The organism is Arcicella aurantiaca, assembly GCF_003148625.1.
In the GTDB taxonomy this organism is placed as follows: domain Bacteria; phylum Bacteroidota; class Bacteroidia; order Cytophagales; family Spirosomataceae; genus Arcicella; species Arcicella aurantiaca.
Genome location: NZ_QGGO01000009.1, coordinates 51,517 through 76,597, shown reverse-complemented (window position 1 = coordinate 76,597; position 25,081 = coordinate 51,517). Strand labels below are relative to the sequence as shown.

Annotated in this window: 14 protein-coding genes; all 14 read right to left on the bottom strand. The window is 35.8% G+C overall.

Annotated elements, in window-relative coordinates:
* Positions 1-27: 27 nt before the first annotated feature.
* The 14 genes from LV89_RS10395 to LV89_RS10330 all read right to left on the bottom strand — a co-directional run bounded on the left by LV89_RS10395 (position 28) and on the right by LV89_RS10330 (position 24,349).
* Complete coding sequence (locus tag LV89_RS10395) at positions 28-732, bottom strand: L-ribulose-5-phosphate 4-epimerase (protein ID WP_211321189.1); 705 nt, start codon at positions 730-732, stop codon at positions 28-30.
* Positions 729-1,199: a methylglyoxal synthase gene (locus LV89_RS10390; protein WP_109742829.1), complete on the bottom strand. Its 471-nt coding sequence runs from the start codon at positions 1,197-1,199 to the stop codon at positions 729-731. Before LV89_RS10390 ends, LV89_RS10395 begins: the two co-directional genes overlap by 4 nt.
* 153 nt (positions 1,200-1,352) lie before the next feature.
* Positions 1,353-2,843 carry an L-arabinose isomerase gene (araA, locus tag LV89_RS10385; RefSeq protein WP_109742828.1) on the bottom strand — a complete coding sequence of 497 codons (1,491 nt, stop codon included), beginning with the start codon at positions 2,841-2,843 and terminating at the stop codon, positions 1,353-1,355.
* The gene (locus LV89_RS10380) at positions 2,836-4,473 is read right to left on the bottom strand and encodes a ribulokinase (protein ID WP_109742827.1); all 1,638 of its coding nucleotides are present in this window, start codon (positions 4,471-4,473) and stop codon (positions 2,836-2,838) included. The genes araA and LV89_RS10380 overlap by 8 nt, the downstream gene beginning before the upstream one ends.
* 68 nt (positions 4,474-4,541) lie before the next feature.
* The gene (locus LV89_RS10375) at positions 4,542-5,240 is read right to left on the bottom strand and encodes an NUDIX hydrolase (RefSeq protein WP_109742826.1); all 699 of its coding nucleotides are present in this window, start codon (positions 5,238-5,240) and stop codon (positions 4,542-4,544) included.
* A gap of 129 nt (positions 5,241-5,369) precedes the next feature.
* Positions 5,370-7,259: a family 43 glycosylhydrolase gene (locus tag LV89_RS25600; RefSeq protein ID WP_211321188.1), complete on the bottom strand. Its 1,890-nt coding sequence runs from the start codon at positions 7,257-7,259 to the stop codon at positions 5,370-5,372.
* Between the two features lie 106 nt (positions 7,260-7,365).
* Positions 7,366-9,369: an alpha-L-arabinofuranosidase family protein gene (locus LV89_RS10365; RefSeq protein WP_109742825.1), complete on the bottom strand. Its 2,004-nt coding sequence runs from the start codon at positions 9,367-9,369 to the stop codon at positions 7,366-7,368.
* Between the two features lie 191 nt (positions 9,370-9,560).
* Positions 9,561-11,057, bottom strand: a complete 1,497-nt coding sequence (locus LV89_RS10360; protein WP_109742824.1) for an alpha-N-arabinofuranosidase — start codon at positions 11,055-11,057, stop codon at positions 9,561-9,563.
* A gap of 52 nt (positions 11,058-11,109) precedes the next feature.
* A complete protein-coding gene (locus LV89_RS10355; RefSeq protein ID WP_374755140.1) occupies positions 11,110-13,422 on the bottom strand; it encodes a glycoside hydrolase family 127 protein in 2,313 nt (770 codons plus the stop codon).
* Between the two features lie 185 nt (positions 13,423-13,607).
* A complete protein-coding gene (locus LV89_RS10350) occupies positions 13,608-14,552 on the bottom strand; it encodes a glycoside hydrolase family 43 protein (protein ID WP_109742822.1) in 945 nt (314 codons plus the stop codon).
* An 18-nt stretch (positions 14,553-14,570) separates the two neighbouring features.
* The gene (locus LV89_RS10345; protein ID WP_158279560.1) at positions 14,571-18,062 is read right to left on the bottom strand and encodes a VCBS repeat-containing protein; all 3,492 of its coding nucleotides are present in this window, start codon (positions 18,060-18,062) and stop codon (positions 14,571-14,573) included.
* A 72-nt stretch (positions 18,063-18,134) separates the two neighbouring features.
* The gene (locus LV89_RS10340; protein ID WP_109742820.1) at positions 18,135-19,607 is read right to left on the bottom strand and encodes an arabinan endo-1,5-alpha-L-arabinosidase; all 1,473 of its coding nucleotides are present in this window, start codon (positions 19,605-19,607) and stop codon (positions 18,135-18,137) included.
* 59 nt (positions 19,608-19,666) lie between these two features.
* The gene (locus LV89_RS10335) at positions 19,667-21,229 is read right to left on the bottom strand and encodes a RagB/SusD family nutrient uptake outer membrane protein (RefSeq protein ID WP_109742819.1); all 1,563 of its coding nucleotides are present in this window, start codon (positions 21,227-21,229) and stop codon (positions 19,667-19,669) included.
* A gap of 18 nt (positions 21,230-21,247) precedes the next feature.
* Positions 21,248-24,349: a SusC/RagA family TonB-linked outer membrane protein gene (locus LV89_RS10330; protein WP_158279559.1), complete on the bottom strand. Its 3,102-nt coding sequence runs from the start codon at positions 24,347-24,349 to the stop codon at positions 21,248-21,250.
* Positions 24,350-25,081: the final 732 nt, after the last annotated feature.

Here is a 25,081-nt window from a genome sequence, read left to right as displayed (position 1 = left end):
TTACAGGAAAGATTCCTGCGTTACATTTTAACACCCTTGACCGTAATAGGCATTTTTGCCATGTTTACGCTCATAATGTTTCATTCTAAGTGTGTCTTTAATGCGTGGCGTTAGTGGGTTTATCTGTAAGGTCAAATATGCCATACGAGCAACTTCTTCTAACACTGCGGCATTATAAACTGATTTTTGAGCGGTTTTCCCCCAAGTAAAAGGTCCATGATTTTGTAATAAAACCATTTCCATTTCTTTGTGAGATAACTGTTTGTCTCTAAAACAATCAAAGATTTGATTTCCTGTTTCATACTCATAATCTCCCTCAATCATTTCATCGGTTAACACTGCCGCACAAGGAATATCTTGGTGCGTATGGTCGGCGTGAGTTGTTCCGAAAATTGGAATATCTTTTCCTGCTTGAGCCCAAGCTACTGCATGAGTGCTATGTGTGTGCGTAATTCCGCCAATGTCTTCCCAATTTTTGTATAATTGAGCATGAGTTTTGGTATCAGACGACGGACGCATTGCTCCTTCTACCACTTTGGCATCATAATCCATAATTACGATGTCTTCTGGCTTCAATAAGTCATAATCTACACCACTTGGTTTGATAGCAAAAACGCCTTTTTCTCTATCTACGGCACTTACGTTTCCGAAGGTAAATAACACCAAGCCTAATTTTGGAAGCATCATATTTGCTTCAAAACATTCTTCTTTCAGTGATTTATAAATACTCATAATGGTATATTTCTCTTTAAATAACTTTTATAATCAGGAATTATGGTTTCGTATTCGCTGTGCATAAGGCTTGAAGTCAATAAGAAATCTGCCGTTGCACGGTCGCAAGCCATAGGAATATTCCATACTACTCCTAATCGTAAAAGTGCTTTGATATCTGGGTCATGCGGTTGTGCTTCCATCGGGTCCCAAAAAAAGAAAAGAATATCTATTTTTCCTTCTGCAATTAAAGCCCCTATTTGTTGGTCGCCTCCTAATGGACCGCTTAAAAATTTGGTAACATGAACATCAAGTGATTCTTCTAAAAGCCTTCCTGTTGTACCTGTGGCAAAAAGTTGATGTTTGGACAAGACCGTTTTATTATAAATTGCCCAATCTATTAAATCATCTTTCTTATTGTCGTGAGCTACTAAAGCAATTCTTTTACGGGCATCTAACTTTCTAATGATGTTTTTATTTTCTGACATATTAATTTGAAATTGTTTTGTTTATGAGATAAAACAAAAGGGCTGTGTATCTCAAAATTCTTCTCAATGTAATTAAAGAATCTTAATATATCATAGAATTCTAATTACATCACAATTTTAAATACACAAACCCTACTGTCAGAAAATATTTTTTTATTTAAAAGCAACTTCGTTGTATCTCAACTCGTTTTTCAAGCCACGAATTGTTGTGTCTTTGTCGATAATTACTAATTCAACATTCAACATATCAGCTAAATCTTCAATGTATTCTGTTGTGATAGTTTGACTATAAACGGTATGGTGAGCTCCACCTGCCAGAATCCAAGATTGTAAGCCTACTTCCATGCTTGGTTGTGGTTTCCACAAAGCACGAGCCGTTGGTAATTTAGGGAATTCTTCGGTTACTTTAACTGCATCAACTTCGTTTACGATTAATCTAAAACGATTGCCCATATCAACTAATGAAACATTGATTGCTGGACCTTCTTGACCGTTGAAAACTAAACGAACAGGGTCTTCTTTTCCGCCAATTCCTAATGGATGAACTTCGCATTTTACAATTCCGTCAGCAATGGTTGGGCAAACTTCCAACATGTGAGAACCCAATACCATTGGATTTGCAGGATTGAAATGATAAGTATAATCTTCCATGAAAGAAGTACCACCTTGCATTCCGCTTGACATTGCTTTCAAAACATGAACCATTGCAGATGTTTTCCAGTCGCCTTCGCCACCGTAACCATAACCTGCTGCCATCATACGTTGTGAACCAATCCCCGGTAACTGACGCATTCCGTGTAAATCTTCAAAAGTATTTGTATAAGCTGAATAACCTCCGTCTTCTAAAAATGCTTTTAATCCTAATTCAATTCTTGCAGCTTCTACTAAAGACGAACGCATTGCTCCACTACTTGCCAATGATGACATCATTTGGTAGGTAGCTTCGTATTCTTTAATCAAAGTTTGAATTTCAGCATCAGAAATTTGATTAATTACTTTTACCAAATCTCCAACGGCATAAGTATTTACCTCAAAACCAAACTTCATTTCTGCCGATACTTTATCGCCGTCTGTAACTGCAACGTAACGCATATTATCGCCAAAACGAGCCAATTTCATGGTTTTCATTTTGTAAGTTCCAACTGCCACACGTGACCAAACATTAATTTTGTCAAGTACAGATTCTGCTTGCCAGTGACCAACTACTACTTTACGATTGATACGCATTTTAGACATGATATGTCCAAATTCACGGTCACCATGAGCCGACTGGTTCAAGTTCATGAAATCCATGTCAATATCTGAATATGGAATATCACGGTTAAATTGTGTGTGTAAATGCAACAATGGCAATTGAAGAACATTCAAGCCATTAATCCACATTTTAGCAGGTGAAAATGTGTGCATCCAAGCGATGATACCAATACAATTTGGCGTAGCATTGGCTGCTTTACAAATGGTTGTAATTTCCTCAGCAGACTTCACAACTGGTTTAAAAACCACTTTCACAGGGATTTGCGAAGCATTGTTAAATGAATCAGCGATGACTTTTGAGTGTTCATCAACTTGACGAAGTGTTTCTTCTCCGTATAAATGTTGGCTACCTGTTACAAACCAAACTTCAAAACTCTTTAGATTAAGCATTATTTTCAGTGAATTTTCCTAATTTTTGATATTTTTCGTATAAACTTTTATAAACTTCAACCGCTTCTGGACGTGGCGTGTAATTGGCATCAAAACCAGAACCCATTGCTTTTTGTGCGTCAGCTAATGTTGCGTGAATTCCTGCGGCAACTGAGGCATTCATGGCAGCACCCAATGCACACGCTTGGTCTGAACTTGCCACTTTAATCGGCATATTCAATACATCTGAAAGCGTTTGCATCACAAATGGTGATTTTTTGGCAACGCCACCAATAGCAATTACTTGCTTAATTGGCACACCTTCTTGAATAAATCTATCTACAATGGCTTTTGAGCCATAAGCCGTAGCCTCCACAATCATTTTGAATATTTTAACAGCATCAGTTCCTAAACCTAAACCCATAAAAGAGGCTTTCAAGGTATGATTGGCATCGGGAGTTCTTCTACCATTTATCCAATCTGTTGCTACAATATCGTTTTCTGTAATGGGTAATTGTGACGCTTGTTCAGATAAATATGGAATCAATTTTTGACTCAATTCTTCTGCCGCTGCATCGCCCAAAAGACTTCTTACAGGTTCAGTAATGATGCGTTGAAACCAAGCGTAATAATCACCATAAGCAGATTGCCCTGCCTCCATTCCCAACATATTTGGAATAATTGAACCGTCAACTTGACCACAAATACCTTTGATAAGTAAATGCCCAATTTCTTCATTTGGAGCAATCAACATATCACAAGTAGAAGTTCCCATTACACGCACGAAATCATAAGGCTCAATTTCAGCACCAACTGCTCCCATGTGGCAATCGAATGCACCAACGCCAATTTTCACGTCTGAAGGAATACCTAATTTTGTAGCCCATTCTTCAGAAATTGTTCCCATAGATTCGTCAGAAGTATAAGTATTTCTGAAAAGTCTATCACGTAAACCGCCCAATAATGGGTCAAGTTTTGTTAAAAAATTTTCTGACGGCAAACCTTCAAATTCTTCATGCCAAAGAGCTTTATGTCCTGCGGCACATCTTGAACGCTTGAAAGTTAATGGATTCGTATTTCCTGTAAGCAAAGCAGAAATCCAATCACAGTGTTCAACCCAAGAAAAAGCCTTTTCTTGAACGTTCTTATCTACACGAAGGGTACGTAAAATTTTTGCCCAATACCACTCAGAAGAGTAAATTCCGCCTACATATTTTGTATAATCAACATCCCAATGATGAGCTAAATTATTGATTTCTTCGGCTTCTGCATTAGCGGTATGGTCTTTCCAAAGGATAAACATTCCATTTGGATTTTCTGCAAATTCTGGCAATAAAGCTAATGGAACACCAGTTGAATCAACCGCTACTGGAGTAGAACCTGTGGTATCCACTGAAATCCCGACTACGTTTTGCTTTACCTCATCTGGAAGACCCGCTAAAGCTCCTTTAACTGCTCCTTCCAAGCCTTCTACATAGTCAAGTGGGTGTTGTCTGAATTGCGAAATGGAAGCATCACAAAACAATCCTTTCTTCCATCTTTCGTAATAATGAACAGCAGTTCCAACATTTTCACCTGTCTGAGTATTAACAACTAAAGCACGTACCGAATCTGTACCATAGTCAAGCCCAATTGTGAATTTATTTTGCATTTTTGTTATTCGTGTTTATTTAACACAATTATAATTTTAATTAAAAATCTTTCAATAGTTTCTCTCCCTTATCGAACTGAATCTGAAATAAAATAATGAAAAGCGTTAAATTGCTTTTGATATTTATCTTTATCTAATTTATACAGAATTGCTTTTTTCGTGGTAGAGTTTTCGTTCTTTTCACCTGTATCCAATAATAGTTTAGTAGAAAGTATTTTTCGACTAAAATTTCTTCGGTCTAAAAGTGAATCATAAATGGCTTCGTAGAGTTTTTGTAACTGCGGAATGGTAAATTTTTCTGGCAACAACTCAAATCCAATCGGATGCAAAGCTGCCTTGTATCTTAGTCTTTCCAGAGCAATATCAACCATTTCATTATGGTCAAAAATGAGTTCTGGTCTATTTTTCAGATTTATCCAAAAAGCATTTTGAGCCTTTGCAGAATCTTGGTCATGAGCATGAATATTAATTAATGCAAAGAAACAAACGGATAATGTTCTTTCAACAGGGTCACGGTTTACTTTTCCAAAAGTTTGAATCTCTTCAAAATAAATTCCTTTCAATCCTGTCAAATCATATAAAATCCGATTGGTGGCATCTTCGAGGTCTTCATCAGATTCTAAAAAGCCTCCCATCAATGACCATTTTCCTTTTTCGGGGTCAAAATTTCTCTTGATGAGCAATAATTTTATGTCTTCTCCGTCAAAGCCAAACACGATACAGTCAAGTGCAACAAGAATTCTATTAATATGTGGATAATTCGCCATGAAAATGCTTAATAATTGATTTATTCAGGTAAATATTTTCACGAATCAAACAAATATTCCTTAAAAATGCAAAATTGCTAAAATCTCTTCCAAATCGTGTACTAATGACACAATATTACTTTATTTTTATTAATTATCAAAAGAATCCTGCAAAACAACCCAATTATTCTTAAATTTTAATTCCCAAAACTTGAAAGTTGGCTGACCTTCTTTGTAGGGGTCATAGAAATGAGTGGAGATTAATTTCTTGTTGTCTTTCAATAATAAACCAAAATGCCCCGGTCCAATGACATTGCCTTTGGTAGCCAAAACGGTAGTTCCGCCACCTTTGGTCAAATCACGTCCTTCTTGGTCAAGATAAGGTCCAAAAATTGATTTAGATTTTCCGCCTACCACTCGATAGGTACTATTTAAACCTTTACAACACAGACCGTTATTGGCAAAAAGGAAATATTCTTCTTTGTTTTTGATGATGTACGGAGCTTCCCAATCTGACTCTCTCCCACCTGCCAGTTTTTTGATTTCACCGACCGTTTTTCCAGAAACAGAATCAATTTCAACAGCTCCAATTCCACCATGAAACGAGCCGTAAGTCAAGTAGATTTTGTTATTATCATCACGAAATAAAGCGGGGTCAATAGCATTAAAATCAGTCTTCTTTTCAGATTTCACAACCATGCCTAAATCTTCCCAAAGATACTTCTCAGATTTTGGGTCTAAGGATTTGGAACGTACCACTCCAATAGCAGAAACCGCCGAACCAAAGAAAGAACACGAATAGTACAAATAATAATAACCATTCATAAAAATGACATCAGGAGCCCAAAAATGTCCTTTGAAATCTTTAACCAATTCTGTAATCCAAGCGGGAAATTTATCTTTTTCAAAAATGGATTTTGTAATTTTCCAATTCTTTAAATCGGTCGATTGAACAGCTTGAATACCATTTCCTGTGGAAAAATAGAAGTATTTTCCATTATCAAATTTTACGGTACTTGGGTCATGCGTGAAGATTTCGCCTTTTTGTAAAAGTCTAACATTGTTTAAGACTTTATCACGATTACAAACAATGTCTCCATTCTGATATTCTAATTCTGCCAATTGTATGGAGCTTCTACGAGTTCCATAATTATCAACGCCTTTATTTTCTGAAGTTTTTTCGGGATGGGTAAAATAGTAAATATAGGCTTTATCACCGCTAACTACCACATCTGGATGTCCTCCCATAACACCATCATCAATGCCTTTTCCTGCTTCTTTGAGAATATTATTGGCTTGTCGTTTCCAATTAACTAAATCATCAGACTGATAAACGCCTAAGCCTTGCCAATTATCAACAACCATCCAATATTTTCCTTGCCATTCAAACACTTTTGGACCTTCTCCGCCTTTATCGCCGATAACTCTTTTTCCCGAATCCGTCCATTGATACAAATCGGGTGAATCGGCATAATAAATTGATTTTCCGTCGGCTTCGTTGTTATAATACATTCGCCACGAACCATTCGATAACGGAAAAACACAAGCATCAATGCAACGTTCGGAAGCAAGTTTTAATTTGGATTCAAAATGCCAATTGATACCGTTTTTACTGGTTAGATGAACGATGTATCGAGGATGTTTCCAATCTTTAAAAACACCGGGTACATAAGTCAAATACATATGGAAAAGCCCTTTGTTTTCAATGACTTCAGGAGCCCAATGTGTGTAATCTGTCAAACGATATTGAATATCACAAGTATCTTTATACGACCAATTTACACCATCACTTGATTCTGCTATGCCAATACGTGTACCATGTACCCATGTAACGCCATCTAAACCTTCTGCTTTAGCCCGACGGTTTGTGTAATACATAAACCATTTTTGGGCGGGCTTATTCCAGATTACAACAGGGTCAGCAGCACCATCGTAAATAGGGTCACGGTATAACGGCTTTTTTACTTGGGCAACACCTAAAAATTGGATAAACAGCAAGCAAAGGATAATATTTAATGAGGCAAGTAGGTTATTTTTCATTTATGATTTTTAGGCTTTACTATAAATTTAGGATTATCAATTATCAAGATAATTTCAGTAAAATCTTAATAGCTAATAATCCTATATTCAGAGAAAAGACAATATTTTACTTATCTAAAACCTTTACTCGATAAACGATAAATGATTTTGCAGGTAAACTTAAATTAATCGTTTTCTTTTTGACATCAACAGTTATGTCCTGTTCTGCTGGACTAACATTTGTTGCATTTTCAAATGAATTCACTTCATTCAAATTGTCTTTTTGCATCACAAACGTCTTTGCTTTAGGGTCGAGTTTTTTAACACCTGCCAATGACAATTCATGGTTTTGAGCTTTTTCAGATACGTTCACAACCTTGATAATTACCTCATTGGCATTTTTGTCCCAAGCTGCCGCTGCGTATAAACTATCTTTCCCTGCTATGGTCGAACCACTTTCAGTAATTGGCAATACGTGCGTTCCTTTATTGTTACTGTATAATTTTTGAACGTAATAATTTGGCGTTCCATAACTACGGAGATTGTCCACCCAAATCAAATCTGGCGTCCATTGCCAGCCATCAGCATGAGCAAATAATGGAGCATAAGAAGCCATACTCACTACGGCAGCATTACGTTCTAAACCTGTCATAAAAGCAGCTTCTGACATAGCACATTGCCAAGTATTTTTATTATTTGGACTCACCGTTTGTACACTTTGAGCTGCATATTCACCTGCAAAAACCTTTGAACCATTACGGTCGTAAGAATCATAACGACTTGCATTTTTCAAAAACCACTCAGGTTTATTGTAATAATGTTCGTCGATGATGTCAGCATTCATGGCACGTAATTCAGTATTCAAATGTTGAAAAATACGGCTTTCTGGGTCAATACCTGAGCTATTTACAATTTTCATCGTTGGATATTTGGCTTTGATTGCCTTTGTAAATATTTTCAAACGTTCTACATATTGAGGTCCCCAGTTTTCGTTTCCAATTCCCATCATTGTTAAATTAAAGGGTGCAGGATGCCCCATATCTGCACGAGTTTTACCCCATTTGGTAGAAACATCGCCATTGGCAAATTCAATTAAATCAAGTGCATCGTCGATATAAGGTTGTAATTGGTCTAATGGCACAACTTCCGCAGAATTGAATTGACAAGCCATTCCACAATTTAAAATTGGTAGTGGAGCAGCACCAATATCATCACATAATTGGAAATATTCAAAGAACCCTAAACCGAAAGTTTGGAAATAATCTGGAGCTGGACGGTGCGTAAACTCAATATTCCAACGGTTCATGATTAACTGACGTTCTTCGATTGGCCCTAATGTTTTTTTCCATTGGTAACGGTTATTCAAGTCAAATCCTTCTACAATACAACCTCCAGGGAAACGAACAAAACCAGGTTTCATATCGGCTAATAATTGAATCATATCAGCACGCATTCCACCTTTACGCCCTTTCCAAGTATCAGAAGGGAACAATGAAATCATATCTAAATCAACAACCCCTGTGCCTTCAAACCAAATACGAAATGTACCTTTTGGTTCTGAAGCAAGTGCATTAAAACTTGATTCAATTTTAGACCACTCCTTAGTATTTGGCGTAACAAGGGTACTTCCAATAACTTCTTTTTTAGCATTTAATAACTCGATGTGCATTTTTACCGACCCCGTAATTACTCTTGCTAAAACTGAGAAATCATAACGTAATCCACTTTTGAAACCCATTCCTTTAAAGCCTTCGTTTGAAAGTCCGAGTTCTCCTTTTTGGGTATTGTTTACGGTAACTGTTAGATAGCGTGGATTGGCTGAGGTTTTGTCCATTCTATTCTGTACCAAAATTTCGCCTTCATGTCTTAATTTCACAATGACTTCTTTTTTTGCTTCGGCAGGATATTCAATATTCCAGCCCATTAAAGGCTTCGCAAACTCAAATGAACGGTTTTTAATTAATTCGGCATAAATACCGCCATCGGCTCCCATATTAATATCTTCAAAAAATACGCCCCACATGGTTGGCTGAATTTCCGAAACTTTATTAGGAACATCTACAACTATTTTCTTCTGAGCAAAAGCGTTTATTCCGAATAAACACAAAGCGATAATATATATTTTTTTCATTTTAACATAGGACAGGTTTCCAACCTGTCATTTTAATATTTAACAGGGTGGAAACCTGTGTTACTTTACTGATGACAGATTGGAAATCTGTGCTACTTTACTGGTGACAACAGGTTAGAAACCTGTGTTACTTGACTGATGACAGGTTGGAAACCTGTGTTACTTTACTGATGACAGGTTAGAAACCTGTGTTACTTTTTCAAATTCAAAACCACTACCGAATAAGCAGGAAGTGTCAATTTTAATACTCCTTTTTCTAATTTTGCTCCTTTGAAATCTTGTACGGCAATTTTGTTAGGATTCTCGAAAGAGTTGAAATCATTGATTTTTGCAGAAGCTAAGATTTGTCCAGAAACTTTTGTAAAATCTTCACCTCTCAAATTGATGGTTACTTCCTGTGGTTTTGCAAAATCAATATTTGTTAAAGAAACGTTCAAACTACCCGTTGCATCTTTTGAAGCAGAAGCAGAAACAGCCGTCAATTTTTTGCCTTGATATTCATAAGAAGCCGATTCAATCGAAATAGGAACAAGCGTTGCATCTTGGTGAACGTTGTACATTTTCATGACGTGATACGTTGGCGTAAGCAACATTTTCTCTTCGTTTGTTAAAATAACCGACTGTAACACGTTTACAATTTGAGCTAAGTTAGCAACTCTTACACGGTCAGCATGATTATTGAAAATGTTTAAAGTAATCCCTGCAATCATGGCATCACGCATGGTATTTTGTTGGTATAAAAAGCCCGGATTTGTTCCTGCTTCAACATTATACCAACCGCCCCATTCGTCAACAACCAAAGCAATTTTCTTAGCTGGGTCGTATTTATCCATAATCGTTGAGTGACGAGTTACGAATTCTTCCATTTTCCAAGCTTCATCCATTGTTTTGAAATATTGAGCTTCCGTAAAATCTACCGAAGGTCCTTTATCGCCCCAACTCAAAACAGAATAATGGTGCAATGCTACGCCTGAAAGCATATTATGAGGAATGTTTTTCATCAAAGTTTCTGTCCAAGCATAGTCGCCATCACTTGCTCCCGAAGCAATTCTGTATAAACCGCCTGTATTGCTCCAATCTGCCATAAAAGTTGCGTATTGACGATAAATATTACTGTAATGTTCGGCCGTCATATTTCCTCCGCAACCCCAAGCTTCGTTACCAACACCCCAAATTTTTACGTTCCAAGGCTTTTCACGACCATTTTGTTTACGTAATTCTGACATTGGGCTTCCCGTTGGGTGATTCACATACGTTACCCAATCAGTTAAATCCTTCACAGTACCACTTCCTACGTTACCCGCTAAATATGGTTCAGCACCGATACGCTCGCATAAATCCAAGAAATCATGCGTTCCAAAACTGTTATCTTCCGTAACGCCGCCCCACCAAGCATTAATCATACTTGGGCGTTTTGCTTTTGGTCCAATACCATCTTTCCATTGGTAAGTATCTGCAAAACAACCACCTGGCCAACGTAAATTAGGCACTTTCAAGTCTTTCAAAGCTTTAATTACGTCATTACGAACACCGTTTGTATTCGGTATTTTTGTGTTGTTTTCACCCACATACATTCCACCGTAAATACATTTTCCCAAATGCTCAGCGAAATGCCCATAAATGTGTTTATCGATTTTGGTTTTAGCCAAATCGGTATTCAAAGTAATTTTGTTTTGTGCGGAAATCATTCCTGACAAAAACAAAGAAAAAACGATTGATAAAGATGTCTTTTTCAATGAATTAAGGTTTTATTGTTAATCTAATTTGATGAATTCGAGGTGAATATACACCATTGTTTGCACTGATTTTTAGTACAAGATTTTTAGTTAAATTTTCCGAATCAGGAATTTTCAACTTTATGATTTTATTCTCATTTGATAATATTTCTAAAGGCTTTTCATTCAATAAAAATGCCATATTTTCTGTTTTAAATTTGTCTAAAACTGATATTTCAATGAATTTTCCTTCTAAATTTTTATTACTTAATTGATAAGAAATGAATGCTTTTGTATTTCTCCAAAAATGCCCTTCTTCATAACCTGAGTCGCTTTTTTCGCCTTTATAATTGTGGTCAACTTCGGGTTGTTGTTCACCACAATTTATTTTATCAACGGTGTTGGCTTCCAAAGCTAAAATCTGAGATTCGTAGTTTTTAAATTTCTCTGTATTTTTCGTAAATTCTTCCGAATTCATCGTTTGGAAATACATTTGATAACGTGCATCGTGCAATTCAAAAAACGGAATCAGGGTAAGATTTGAAAACGAAAATTCAAGTTTTTTAGGATTGATAGTCTTTATCTTATTCAAATAATTTTTGTTATCGTCAACCAATGCCACAGCAGTTTCCAAAGGATATAATTTTCCTTTGGCTTCGTGTCCCATTCTGCTATCATCTGCAAAAAGTCCATCTAAATTTGTTGTATCTGTTTTGGCAGCTAAAACAATTGGCCCGTGCATAATAGCCGCCCAATTTGAACTATCTGGCAAATATTCCAAATGCGTTTTCATCGGCAATTCTACCAAAATTTTATCGCCATTTTTCCATTTTCTACTAAGCAAAATGTATTCAGATGATTTTGCAGTAAATTTCTGATTTACACCATTAACCGAAACTTTCATTTGACTTGTCCATTTCGGGAAACGAATCCCAATTTTAAAGTTTTTCGATTGCTTTAAATTGACAATCATTTCTGAAAAATTGCTGAATGGAAATTGCGTTTTTTGCGTGAGTTTTATGTCTCGGTCTGCCCAGTTTAGTTCAGATGGAATAAATAAGTTTACAAATAAATCTTGCTGATTATGACTGTAAATCAACTCGCCATATTTAGTATGATTTTCTATACCTGAACCCACACAACACCACATACTTGTTTCTGGTTGAGAATAAACTCGGTAATGATTTGGACGAATGGGCGTAAAATAAACAAAACCACCATGCGTTGGATGTTGGCTCGAAAGAATATGATTGTAAAGCGTTTTCTCATAAAAATCGAGGTATTGCAAATCATTTTTATCCAAGAAAAGTGCTTTACTCAAACGAAGCATATTGTAAGAATTGCACGTTTCTGGCCCTTGATTCGACTCCAACATTTTAGAAAAATCATTAGTTGGATTAAAATGTTCTCGAACGCTATTTCCACCAAAAGCAACGCTTCTTTTTTGCGTCAAATTATTCCAAAAATAAACTGCGGCGTCAGACCAATCTTTGTTTCCATTCAACTGAGCTATTTTTTCAAACCCAATCACTTTTGGAATTTGCGTATTGGCGTGCAAACCCGTCAATTTATCTTGCTTCTGAATTAATGGATTTAAAATAGCTTTGTGCGATATTTTTTCTGCAATTTGGAGATACTTTTTGTCCTTTGTGATTTCGTATAAATCAGCAAAAACTTCATTCATTCCGCCATGCTCTGTCCGCAACATTATTTGGATTTGTTCATCTGAAAGCGGTTTTATTAAGTCCGCAAACCAATCTCCCAAACCAATAAAAACCTTCAAAGCTTGCTTATTATTGGTAAACTGATACGCATCTCGTAAGCCTGCAAAAAGTTTGTGAATGTTGTAAAGAGGTACCCAAGTATTGTTCAAACCGAAGCTACTGCCATCAATATCGCCTTTATGGATACGTTCCCAAAATACTTTTCCTTGCGGAATACCACCCACATAACCATTGCCATTTTTAGCTTGACAACGAGCTAATTCAGAAATCATATAATCTAAACGGCTCTTTAATTCGGCATTTTTTGTGGAAGCATACATCATTGCCAAAGCCGACAAATAATGCCCTCCGATATGCCCATCAAGTCCTGAACTTTCCCAATTACCGTATCTTTCAGCTTTTAAAGCTAAACCTGCGTCAATCAAATAGGGAGCTAATAATTTATCGGTATTTAGAGCTAAAATGTATTTCAAATCAACGTCCTGAGCATTTTTAAAAGCACCATTCGTCAACTTTACCGACTGCAACGGAAAGGTTTGCATTTGTGCAGCAGTGGGAAAAACACTCGCAAAAATGATGGCTAAAAGAATACTATGTTTAAATATATTTTTCAATGTTTTTTAGGTTTTGGCAATTAGTATTCGCTATTGTATTTGATTAAGATTGAACAAAAGTACAGAGTATGGTAAAGCCCACAAAACCTCACCCCCGCCCCCTCTCCAAGAGAGAGGGGAGATAAAGAACGAATACTCCCCTCTCTTTTGGAGAGGGGGCGGGGGTGAGGTTCTACGATACTTAATTATTTCAATCCTGCCGAAGTCATTACAATAGGCAAAATTTTTCCATTTTTATCGTATTTCAATTCATCTACGCAAACCGAACGATGAAAACTTGCCGCATCTGGCGATAAAGCTCCGTTGTGATAAACAAAATAACTTTTACCTTTAAAATCCACAATTGCGTGGTGATTGGTATTACAATTTCCTGCATTTTCACAAATTAAACTTTCAAATTTCCAAGGGCCATGAATGCTCTTGCTGGTTGCATAAACGGTTTTTTCTGGAAAATCAATTGAATAACTCAAATAATAAATGCCTTTACGTTTATGCACCCAAGGAGCTTCTGTAAATTTTGTTGGTACTTCTACTTGCTTGATTTCACCGTCTAATTCAGTCATATTAGGCTTTAATTTGGCATAATAACAAGCAGTATTTCCCCAAAAAAGATAGGCTTGTCCGTCGTCATCAATAAAAACGGTTGGGTCAATATCGTCCCAAGAAATCTTTGCCCCTTTGGTCATATCATTGGTAATAATTGCCGAACCTCTCGCATCTTTAAAAGGTCCAAGTGGATTATCTGCAACTGCTACACCGATTGATTTTCCATGAATTGTTCCATGAGAAATAGCCACATACCAATAAAATTTTCCGTTACGTTCCACCACTTGCGACGCCCAAGCGTCGCCTTTTGCCCATGCAAAATCTGTTGCTTTTAACGGTACAGCGTGTTCAGTCCAAGTTTTCATATCAGAAGTTGAGAAAACCAACCACTCATTCATTACGTAACGTTGTTCCTTAACAGGGGCTTCGTCGTGTCCTGCATAAATGTACATTTTGTCTTTATAAACTAATGCAGCAGGGTCAGCAGTAAATTTATCTTTAATAATTGGATTACCATTGGGCAATTCAACTAATTGAGCCATTGCATTACTTGCAATTAACAAAAGGAATAATATTTTTTTCATTAGAAATTTATTTGGTAACTATTTTTTAGTTTTCACTGCACTATTCAAATCTTTAAATCTTGTACTAAACACTTTAACAGGCTCATTATTAATTCCTGCAACTATTTGATTATCAATCAAAAGCATTGATTTTACATCTCCTTCCACTAAGAAACCACTTTTATAAGTAGGAATACTTTTAAAACTTCCTTTGCCATTTCCTTTTAACATCAAACCCAACGAAGCATCAGTTCTACCCGTTGAATATTCGGTTTGATATTCATTACCTGCCAATAAAATGTCAAGTTGATTATCGTTATCAAAATCTGAAATTACAATACAATTGACAGGTGCAAATTGTGCTTCGATTGGTAAATCATGACTTTTAAATTCTCCATTTCCCATGTTTTCCAACCAAACGCTTTGGGTAGTTTCACAAGGTAGTTTCAGCAAATTTTCTTGCCCAAAATCGTCTATTAATTGATTCATGGTAACTTGTGCGAAATCTTTATGATAAAGGTATTTTTTCTTGATAATTGGCGTTTGCTCGGCAATTTGAGTTCTGTCAAAATCTGGGAATAATTCAAATTCTTGATTTGCATTACGAATGTGATACGCTGGCATTAATTCGTTAGTACCACTATTGTCTAAGTCTTTGGCAAAAAGATAAAATGGTCTTTCAGCAGTAACATGATATTTATTATTTTGACCGTAATTTCCTGCTACTAAATCCAAATCACCGTCACCGTCCAAATCTGCTGAAGCCAAAGAACGCCACATTCCTGCATTATTTTTCAAGCCAATCTTATCAGTAATTTCAACTAATTTCTTTTTGGTATTTTTGAAAAAACGAATTGGTATCCATTCTCCTGCAACCACTAAATCTTCAATTTTATCATTATCAACATCTACCCAAAGAGCATCTGTAATCATTCCCAAATCTTGAAAATCGCTACTGAATAAATCAGTTACGTCTTTAAATACGCCTCGATTATTTTCAAACAAAAAACTTTTGGGTGATTTTGGAAAGTTCTCGTTATCAATTCTACCGCCAATAAATACGTCTAAATCACCATCTTTATCAAAATCATTTAGGGCAATTGTACTTGAAAATACATTTATATTTTGTGAGAAAGCATTTTGATTTCTTTTAAAATTTCCTTTCCCATCGTTTAAAAATAATCTTGGTACTGACGCAAAACCTCTTGGATATTCTGTACTTCCACCTACTACTAAAAGGTCTAAATCTTTATCATTATCAACATCAAAAAATTCAGAAGCTAAATCTTCTTCCATTTTCCCGAAAGTTTCTAACTCCTTCCCGTCAAAACTACCATCTTGTTTTTGTACAAATAACTTTCCTGATTGTCTGGCAGCACCACCCACAAAAAAATCATCTAATCCATCTTCGTTAATATCACCTTTTGCCATGCACGGTCCTAATTGTGAATATTTTTGAGGTTGTAATCGACGAATATAATAATCGAAAAATGGCGTTTCTTGATGTTTGAAATTTATTGTTTGTGAAGACACAGACAACGGCGATGTGAATATCGTCTGTGAAGACACAGACAACGGCGATGATAAAATATTCGCCAATTTTTCACTCAAAATAATAGACTGATTTACTTTTAAATTTCGTAACGTTTGGGTCTTTCCACTTGCCCAAATTACTTTCAAAGAGTCTATTTTCAAGCTATTCCCTAAACCAAAATGCAAACGATTATCCACCGTTGAAGCATATCCACGAACGGGCGACTGCTCCGCAACTTGAACTTGATTATTACTATAAATCAACACTTTAGCACCAATTCCTGACAAATTACCAAGACTACCTTTTAATTCTATTCTTAAAAAATTATGAGTCGAATCAGCCGTCGATTTACGTAATTCATTTCGTATTACAAATGCCTCTTGATTCATGTTATTGACAATCAAATCCAAATCTCCATCATTGTCAAAATCGGCATAAACTGTCCCTTGTGAAATTGATTTATCTGTGATTCCTACTAAATTTGATTGGTCGTCAAAAGTTAAATTTTGATTGTTGTGATAAAAGAAATTTGTCTTTTTAACAGGTTCAAATTCATCTAATCTTTTACGCCAATTTTTAATTTGGTCAGGACTTATACTTTGAGAATCACCTCCGCCAAAACTGTATTCGCTGTGTTTTTCTTCTTGAGTAAAAGCAATGAAATCGTTATTGGTTAAGTCTTTGGCAAGTCCGTTACTAATATGAATATCTCGCCAAGAATCATTGTCAAAATCAGCCATTAAAATACTCCAACTCCAATCGGTTTCGGCAATGCCTGCTAAATGCCCAATTTCAGAAAAAAGTGGTTCGTTATTTTGTCTATTTCCTTGATTTATTTGCAACATATTTCTTGAAAACTGTTGCTGATATCCAAGACTTCTTTGCATTTCAAATTTTTCGGGTGTAAATCCTAAAACCATCATTTTTTTACGGTCATTGGTATTGGGCATCATGTCTAAAACGGCTAAATCGGGCAGTAAATCATTATTAATATCAGCCGCATCAACACCCATGCTACTAAAACTTTGATGTTTGGTCGCTTTGGCAATAATGTTCGTAAAATGTCCTTTTTTATCGTTCAGCCACAAGCAATCATTACTCAAATAGTCGTTTGCTACGTAAATATCTGGGTAATTATCTTGGTTCAAATCTGTTATTACCACGCCTAAACCATAGCCATCTTCTTTAATTCCCGCTTGTTTTGAAACATCGGTAAAGTGTTTCAAAGGAAAATCATTACGGTATAATTTGTCAGCAGCAGGAGCATTTCCAGTAGAATCAACAGGAACTAAACGGTTGGGCTGAGGTTCAAAAAGCTTGTGATTTAGCAAGTACATATCCAAATCACCGTCTTTGTCATAATCTAAAAAAGTAGCTTGTGTTGAAAAACCTGTATCTGCTAAACCGTAGTCTGCTGCTTGTTCTTTAAAAGTTGGATTTTGTCCTCCTTGATTCACCAAAAGCAGATTTTTACGTTGATTGGCATCTTTAAAATGTGAAACGCAAAGGTAAATATCCTGCCAACCATCTTGATTTATGTCAATTACGCTTACGCCTGTTATCCATTGTTTTTTTGTAATTCCTGCTTTTTCGGTAATGTCTTCAAATTGGAAACTCCCTTTATTCAAATATAATTTACAACCAACCTGACTTGCTCCAAAAAATACGTCTTGCAGTCCATCATTATTAAAATCGCCAACGCCAACGCCCGAACCGATGTACATATATTCGTTGGTGTAGAAATTGACAGAATCGCTTTCTGTGATTTGATTATTGAATGTAATTTTTGTTTCGGAAGATGGTAAATTGGTAAAAAACAAAGCCGTTTTAGTTTGCTTTTGGCAACTAAAAATCATTAAAATAAGCCACAAAAAGGCTAATCTTTTTGAAATTTCACAAACAATGGAACACGGATGACACAGATGCTGCGAAGCACAGATTTTCACAGATTTCGTTCTGTAATCTGTGAAAATCTGTGTTATTATTATCTGTGTCATCTGTGTACTATTTTTTTGTTCTATGCCCATTTTTTTTTGACCTGTCAAAAATATACAGGTTAGCAACCTATGTTACTTTTTCTTTCCCCAAACGGAAGTTCCCTTATTATTCAGTCCTGTAAAAACGAAAGTATCTTTTTTGTTTTCCCAATCTCGCCCTGCTTGCACGTTTACTTTTTCAGTTGTTCCGTCGCTCCATTTTAGTGTCAACCACGGTACATTATAGCTCCAAGTGCTTGCAGGGTCAGTATTTAAGGTTTTGTCGGCATTAATTTTTAAATCGACAGATTTCTGAAAATCGGGAGAAGTTTGCTCTTTATCGTATCCAGGGACAATTTGATAATTAAACTTAATGCGTTCCCAATCGCCAATAATTTTAGATTCTTCTACATTTTTGGTTTCTTCATAAGCAAATCTTTCAGGAGAAACCACAGGCCAACCGTCTTCCGTCCACAAAATTTTCCGAACGTGTAAAATCATATATGCAGCCTGATTGGCTGGTCTGCCTTGATGTCCCATAAAATATTGTCCATTATCAGGATTTTGAAACACTGAACAATGTGAAACGCCTTGCCAGCCAACGTGTCCATTAAATTGATAAGGAGCTAAAATCATTGGTTCATGGTCAACGTCTTTATTGGCATCTATTCCGTTATAATCATAAAAAGGTCCTGTCGGCGAATCACTTCTGCAAACCCGAACATTGTATTTGGTAGCTAACCAATCGTAAGCAATAAATAGATAATATTTTTTTAGTTCTTTATTATAGATTATCTCTGCTCCTTCTATGTTTCCGTTATATTTTCCGTCTGTAAAACCTCTATTGGCTATTCTTTTTCCTTTATCACCTGCTTTTAAAGCAAGTCCCGTTGCAGGGTCGAGTTGTAGCATATAAATACCATCCCAACCAGAGCCATAATAAAAATATTGTTCGCCTGTTGGGGTTGTTACGATTGTTGGGTCGATGGCATTGGTTTGTCTTGAATTATCATTGACCGAAACCACAACTAATCCTTTTTCTGTCCAAGGTCCTTCTGGATGAGAAGCTGTGGCAAGTCCAATAACGCTTCTGCGTGGGTCAGATGAGGATAAGGAATAGTACAATCTAAATTCGTTATTATATTTTGTAATGTATGGAGCCCAAAGAGAATTGAATGGAACTGTACCATTTTGGCGAATAAAATCGGCTCCCATTTTTGGCAATTGGTCAAAAACCCAACCGTAAGTAAACCATTGAACAAGGTCTTTTGAAGAACGGATTTGAATTCCGGGTTTGATGTCAAACCCAAATGCTACGTCGGTATTATAGCAATAATAAGTATCGTTATGTTTGATGATGGAAGGGTCATGAACATTATAAACACCCCAACGTAAAAAATTCGTTGGATTGGCAATTTCGTCATAACTATCTTTTATTGTATTTATATCAAAAGTAGGTGTGGTAACAACTGGAGTTGTGGGTGTAGTAGGTTGTGGGGTTTCTTCTTTTTTCTCACAAGAAAAAAAAGCAAGTAATATCAACAGCTTAAAACAATGTTTTTTCATATCGTTTATAAAATGTGAGGGAGGAAAATCCTCCCTCAATAAGTCAATTCAACCAAAAGTTAATAAGAGGCATTTTGCTTAACACCTGCATTATTATCAATTTCTCTTTGTGGAATTGGGAAATATTCACGTCCTGTTTTGTAAGTATCAAATTCAGGGTCATGCTTTTTCAATTCTGATAGTTTTGTGGCATCTTTCAACCATCCCCAACGATTTACATCATCAAAACGGTGACCTTCTAAACAGAATTCCAATGCTCTTTCATGTGATAATTGGTCACGGAAATCAGCCTGAGTCATGTTTGGTCTAACTTTAGTAATATCTGCTAAACCAACTCTTGCTCTCACTTGTTGTACGAAAGGAATTGCTTGAGAAGTTTGTCCTAATTCGTTCAAACATTCTGCATACATTAACAAAATATCTGAATAACGCATCAAACGCTCATTGATACCCGAACGCCAGTCAAATTCATCTGCTTTTGTATCATCATTTGCATATTTTCTACAAAACAAATCGTTCAAATCTTGAGGGTTTCCTCCGTATCTTTTTGAAAATTCTACGCCATAAACCATGATTCCCGGTGCATTGTAAAACATGGTTGCAGGTAAACGTGGGTCAACTTTACCATCAGCCGTTTTTTCTTTCTGATATTCATCAAAAATCCAACGAGTTGGTTGAACGTCTGTCCAGCCTAAACCTCTTGCACCATAAGTAATTGCTCTACCTGTTACTCTACCCCAACCCGGAGCAGGTTCGCCACCCCAGTTCAAATCTTTTCCACCTGCATCACGAGAGAATTGCACTTCAAAGATTGATTCGCTATTGTTCTCATTCGCTTCTGTGAAGTTATCACGATAATTTGTAACTAATTTATATGTTCCTAAATCAATTACTGCTTTAAATTGAGCAGCAGCTTCTTGATAGCGTTTATTAAATAAAAGGGCTTTTCCTAAATATCCCATCGCAGCCCCTTTAGTTGCTCTACCAGTTTGTCCTTTATCTGAACCAGTTACACCCTCATAAGACGCTGGCAACATTTCTGCTGCTTTTTTCAAGTCATCAATTACTTGATTCCATCCTTGTTCTGGCGTTGATTGAGGAACGGTAAAATCTGCTTTTGATTTTACTGAATTAACAGGTAAAGAAACATTGCCATACATATTTACTAAGTGAAAAAAGTAAAGTCCACGTAGAAAATAAGCTTGACCTAAAATTCTCTTTTTCAACTCAGCGTCCATTGCTATTTTTGGAACATTATCCAACACTAAATTAGCTTTAGATACTCCTTCATAATAACTTCCGTAAGCCCATCCATAAATGGCGTCGTTACCTGCATTGAGTGCAAATTTTCCAGAGTTATACATTTGGTCCCAAGGACTGTTACTCTTTAAATCGTCTCCACGGTTATCCAACAAAAGGTTGGTTGAACGCATATATCCACCATCAACGGCTAAAGATAGATAAGCAGCATTTACTCCTTTTAGAGCATCGTCTTGGCTTTGCCAAAAAGTTGCAGAAGTCTGAGCATTAGGGTTATTTTGTTCTAATTGTTTTTCACAAGCTCCACTTACAAGCATCAAACTTGCACAGAAAGCGATATTTTTTAAAGTATTCTTTTTCATTTTCTTGAGTTTAATTGATTAAAAACCTACTTGTACACCTGCCATGAAAGTTCTCGGATTTGGATATGAACCATAGTCATAACCACGAGAGAATAATCCATCGCTTGAGAAGTCTGGGTCATAACCTTTATAACCAGTTAGGAAAAATACATTTTGTCCAGAAACATAGAAACGAGCTGATTCAATGCCTTTCAATTTTTTCAAAATTGCTGACGGCACATTATAGCCAAATTGGAAATTTTGTAATTTCAAATATGAACCACTTTCCACAAATCTGTCTGAATCTCTACCGTTAGCATTTGGGTCACCAATGATTGGTCTTGGAACATTCGTTGAAGTGTTTGCAGGAGTCCAATAATTTAAAGCATTCACACTTCCGTTTGAATATTGTAAGCCCATCAAGTCACGGTAAACACCATTGAATACTTTGTTTCCTGCTTGTCCTTGCATAAACATTGAGAAATCAAAGTTTTTATAAGTGGCAGAAAAGTTAATTCCGTAAGAAATTTTTGGAATTGAAGAACCTAAATAAATTCTATCTAAAGCTGTGATTTTACCGTCACCGTTTACGTCTTTGAATTTAATATCACCGGGAGCAGCATTAATTTGCTCTGCATGATTTTTAACATCGTCAGCATTTTGGAAAATACCTTCTGTCTGATAACCATATAATTGTCCAACTTCCGAACCAACTTCTGTAATACTTGCTGCTCCATAAATTGGGCTGTTTGTACCACCTAAAGCTAATACAGTGTTTTTCAAAGTATGGATATTTCCTGAAACTTCATATTGGAAATCACCCGATTTTTTGCGGTAAGTTGCTGTTAATTCAACACCACTGTTTCTTACTGAAGCGGCATTGGTTGTGATTGTTCCGTTGGTAGCACCTACTGAATATGGAATTGGCACTGGAGCAAGAATATCATAAGCAGTATTATTGAAGTATTCAGCCGTTAATGAAATTCTGTTTTCTAATAAACTCATATCAACTGCAACGTTGGTAGTACGTTTTGACTCCCATTTGATACTTGGGTCAACCACTTGAGTACGTGTTGCACCTGGAGCTAAAATTCCACCAAAAACATATCCTGCGTTTCCGTTAATGAATGTATCAAATAAATAATCTCCGATAGACTGATTTCCTAATTCACCATAACCTCCTCTTAATTTCAAGGTATTAATGGCAGCAGGTAATTGAATATCATTATGAACATTCCAAGCACCTGCAATTGACATAAAATTACCGAAACGATTTAATGGACTGAATTTAGAAGAACCATCACGACGGAAGTTTACTGTCAATAAATAACGGTCAGCATAATTGTAATTTAAACGTCCTAAATATGACATTAAAGCAGATTCATATTGAGCCCCAGTTACATTTCTACCACCATCAATTTTGATTGGAGCACTCAACGACTGAATATAAGGTTTTTCTAATCCTTTTACCGAACCTTGAATTGAATTATTCGTAAAGTTTTGGAAAGTATAACCACCTAAAACATCAACTCTATGTTTACCAATTTCAAAATTATACGTTAAAGTATTCTCAATAAGGTTGGTAATAACATCGCCACGGTTTTCATTGTAAACTGCGTTTGGCGTTAAATAATAAAAACCTAAATCGTATTCTGGTTCAAAATATTTATAAACGTAATCTAAACGGTCATGGCTTAAATTCAATTTATACTTCAAGTTTTTCACGATTTCGTATTCACCCCAAGCATTTGCCAATAAACGGTTTCTGTTGTCAGTACCTTTCAATAAGGAGTTCATCCCTACTACGTTCAAAGTAATTGCTCTTTGCGTATTGTTATCGCTACCACCAAAACCACCTAAACGATTAGCATCATAAACTGGCATGGTCGGAATAGCCGTTAACATACTTGTAACCGCACCACCAAACACTGCGTGTTCACGAGTATTTTCAGCTCCTACTTTATCTGCATCAGTGAATCCAACTTTTGCTCCAAATTTGAATTTCCCTTTTTCACCTGTAACGTTACCATTAAAAGTAAAACGTTTGTAAGCTTGAGGTCCTGTTACGGTACTTGTTTGATTGAAATATCCTACTGAAACACTGCTACGTAAATTTTTGCTACCACCTGATACACTAATATTATGGTCTGTGATATAACCCGTTTTGATAGCTTCGTTTTGCCAATTTGTATTAACACCACTGATATAAGCAGGGTTAGTTGGGTCGTTAGCAGGTGCAATTCTTAGTCCTGCATTCAATTCAGCCGCTGAAACTACTTTTTGGTAACCTGCTCTGTCCATCAAATCCCATCTTCTTGCGATATTCTGAACACCTGCATAACCATTGTAACTAACTTTCATCTGACCTTCTTTTCCTTGCTTTGTTGTGATAATGACCACACCATTTGCACCACGAGCACCATAAATTGCCGCTGAAGAAGCATCTTTTAACACTTGCATCGACTCAATATCACCTGGGTTAAAGTCCATTGCTCCGTCAACAGGTACACCGTCAATTACAAATAATGGGCTGTTATTTCCAAAATTACTGATACCACGAATTTTGATTTGAACGCCTCCTCCAGGTTCTCCATTTCCTTGAACAGTTACACCAGAAACTTGTCCTTGTAATAACTTAGCAATGTCTGGAGTAGCCGTTTTTTGAGCATCTTTAACTTTAACAACTCCTACCGAACCTGTTAAATCTTTCACTCTTTGCGTACCATAACCAACTACTACAACTTCAGTCAATTCTCTATTGTCTTCAGCCAAAATAACATTTACAACACTTTGATTACGAACTTGAACTTCTTTTGGAGAGTAACCTACAAATGAAAATACCAGAGTTGCGTCTTTGCTATCGTCGGGAATTGATAATTTGTAATTACCCTGACTGTCGGTTGATGTTCCTACGCTTGTACCTTTAATACTAACACTTACACCTACAATTGGCGAACCATTTTCATCACTTACTTTCCCTGAAATTCCTCTGAAATTATAATGAGAAATTCCATTTGCTTGTAGTGAACTACTTAGCAATGGTGAAAAAATGAATATTAACGAAAGTGTTAATATTGAGCAAAAACGAAAGAACTTTTCATAGTTCAACGAATACTTTGCTTTTTGATAGAATGCTTTCATAAATATGAGCATGTTTAAATTTAAAATGAGTAATAATTTTTTGAGTATTGAAGGAGTTACCTCCCTTGTGAACTTTGTGTTTGTTTTTTGTTTAGTATTTTTTGTTCATAGGCAATGTTTTTAAATATATGTGTTAATCTGACACAATAAATTTCAAAAAAATAACACTGGTTTTAAAATCAAACGTGTCACTTTAACACATTATTGATATTTAAAAAAATGTGTCACATCAACACATTTAATAGCAAAAAAAATTGTTTTGGATTTTATGATTTCAAAAGTAATACATTTTTCAATTAATAATACAAATATTTCAAAATAAAATTAAATTTATTTTTCTCAAAATGTGTAAATATTCTATAATTCATAGAGTTAGCGAAATGAATAAATAGTACAATAAGTAATTTTGATATTTATATAAAGGTTGCTTCATCATATTTAATATGAAAATAACCACAATTTTTACTCTTTATGGATAAGAAAGCGATAAGATTCTAAATTCTACTACAAAAAACACACTTAAATGACATTTTGGAATAGGTATAGATTGCTCATCATAATTTTCGATACTTTCTTATTCAAAAAAAATCCAGAGAATAGTGCTTATATAAACACTATTCTCTGGATTAAAATGATAATTGACGCCTTAAATACGCAAAACTGTCGATTATATTTTCAAAAATTGCATAATATCGTATTATTCAAAATGATAAAATCGTACAAAATTTAGTT

What these genes read in the sequence shown, in the direction of transcription:
- LV89_RS10340 (WP_109742820.1), bottom strand. Translation starts at nt 19,607, where the DNA reads ATGAAAAAACATTGTTTTAAGCTGTTGATATTACTTGCTTTTTTTTCT.
- araA (WP_109742828.1), bottom strand. Translation starts at nt 2,843, where the DNA reads ATGCTTAATCTAAAGAGTTTTGAAGTTTGGTTTGTAACAGGTAGCCAA.
- LV89_RS10350 (WP_109742822.1), bottom strand. Translation starts at nt 14,552, where the DNA reads ATGAAAAAAATATTATTCCTTTTGTTAATTGCAAGTAATGCAATGGCT.
- LV89_RS10390 (WP_109742829.1), bottom strand. Translation starts at nt 1,199, where the DNA reads ATGTCAGAAAATAAAAACATCATTAGAAAGTTAGATGCCCGTAAAAGA.
- LV89_RS10375 (WP_109742826.1), bottom strand. Translation starts at nt 5,240, where the DNA reads ATGGCGAATTATCCACATATTAATAGAATTCTTGTTGCACTTGACTGT.
- LV89_RS10345 (WP_158279560.1), bottom strand. Translation starts at nt 18,062, where the DNA reads ATGACACAGATAATAATAACACAGATTTTCACAGATTACAGAACGAAA.
- LV89_RS10365 (WP_109742825.1), bottom strand. Translation starts at nt 9,369, where the DNA reads ATGAAAAAAATATATATTATCGCTTTGTGTTTATTCGGAATAAACGCT.
- LV89_RS10395 (WP_211321189.1), bottom strand. Translation starts at nt 732, where the DNA reads ATGAGTATTTATAAATCACTGAAAGAAGAATGTTTTGAAGCAAATATG.
- LV89_RS25600 (WP_211321188.1), bottom strand. Translation starts at nt 7,259, where the DNA reads ATGAAAAATAACCTACTTGCCTCATTAAATATTATCCTTTGCTTGCTG.
- LV89_RS10360 (WP_109742824.1), bottom strand. Translation starts at nt 11,057, where the DNA reads ATGATTTCCGCACAAAACAAAATTACTTTGAATACCGATTTGGCTAAA.
- LV89_RS10335 (WP_109742819.1), bottom strand. Translation starts at nt 21,229, where the DNA reads ATGAAAAAGAATACTTTAAAAAATATCGCTTTCTGTGCAAGTTTGATG.
- LV89_RS10380 (WP_109742827.1), bottom strand. Translation starts at nt 4,473, where the DNA reads ATGCAAAATAAATTCACAATTGGGCTTGACTATGGTACAGATTCGGTA.
- LV89_RS10330 (WP_158279559.1), bottom strand. Translation starts at nt 24,349, where the DNA reads ATGAAAGCATTCTATCAAAAAGCAAAGTATTCGTTGAACTATGAAAAG.